Below are 642 nucleotides of genomic sequence, written 5' to 3'. Positions count from 1 at the left end.
TCAGTCAGGAGTATTTAGCCTTGGAGGATGGTCCCCCCATATTCAGACAGGATACCACGTGTCCCGCCCTACTCTTCGAACTCACAATGTGTGCATTTTCATGTACGGGACTATCACCCTGTATCGTGCGACTTTCCAGACGCTTCCATTAACACACACACTGATGATGGTTCCGGGCTCCTCCCCGTTCGCTCGCCGCTACTGGGGGAATCTCGGTTGATTTCTTTTCCTCGGGGTACTTAGATGTGTCAGTTCCCCCGGTTCGCCTCGTTAACCTATGTATTCAGTTAACGATGATGCACTGAGTGCACCGGGTTTCCCCATTCGGAAATCGTCGGCTGTAACGGTTCATATCACCTTACCGACGCTTATCGCAGATTAGCACGTCCGTCATCGCCTCTGACTGCCAGGGCATCCACCGTGTACGCTTATTCGCTTAACCTCACAACCCACAGACGTCTTGCAACGACTCTGAATCGTAAAAGTTTTTGAGAGACTCTGAATAACTTAACGTTATTCATTGTTTTCAAATTTTCAGCTTGTTCCGTATTGTTAAAGAGCAATATCTTAAACATGACTCGCAAGTCATCTTTAAGATATGTTTCAGCAGGCACTGCTGAATGATGGTGGAGCTAAGCGGGA

Annotated in this window: 1 rRNA gene; it reads right to left on the bottom strand. The window is 48.0% G+C overall.

Annotation, left to right across the window (positions count from 1 at the left end):
* Window positions 1–442, bottom strand: a 23S ribosomal RNA gene (locus CG67_RS07645); the annotation flags it as partial.
* Window positions 443–642: the final 200 nt, after the last annotated feature.

This window comes from Tatumella sp. UCD-D_suzukii (assembly GCF_000611875.2).
In the GTDB taxonomy this organism is placed as follows: Bacteria; Pseudomonadota; Gammaproteobacteria; order Enterobacterales; family Enterobacteriaceae; genus Tatumella; species Tatumella ptyseos.
This window is presented reverse-complemented; position numbering and strand designations above follow the sequence as displayed.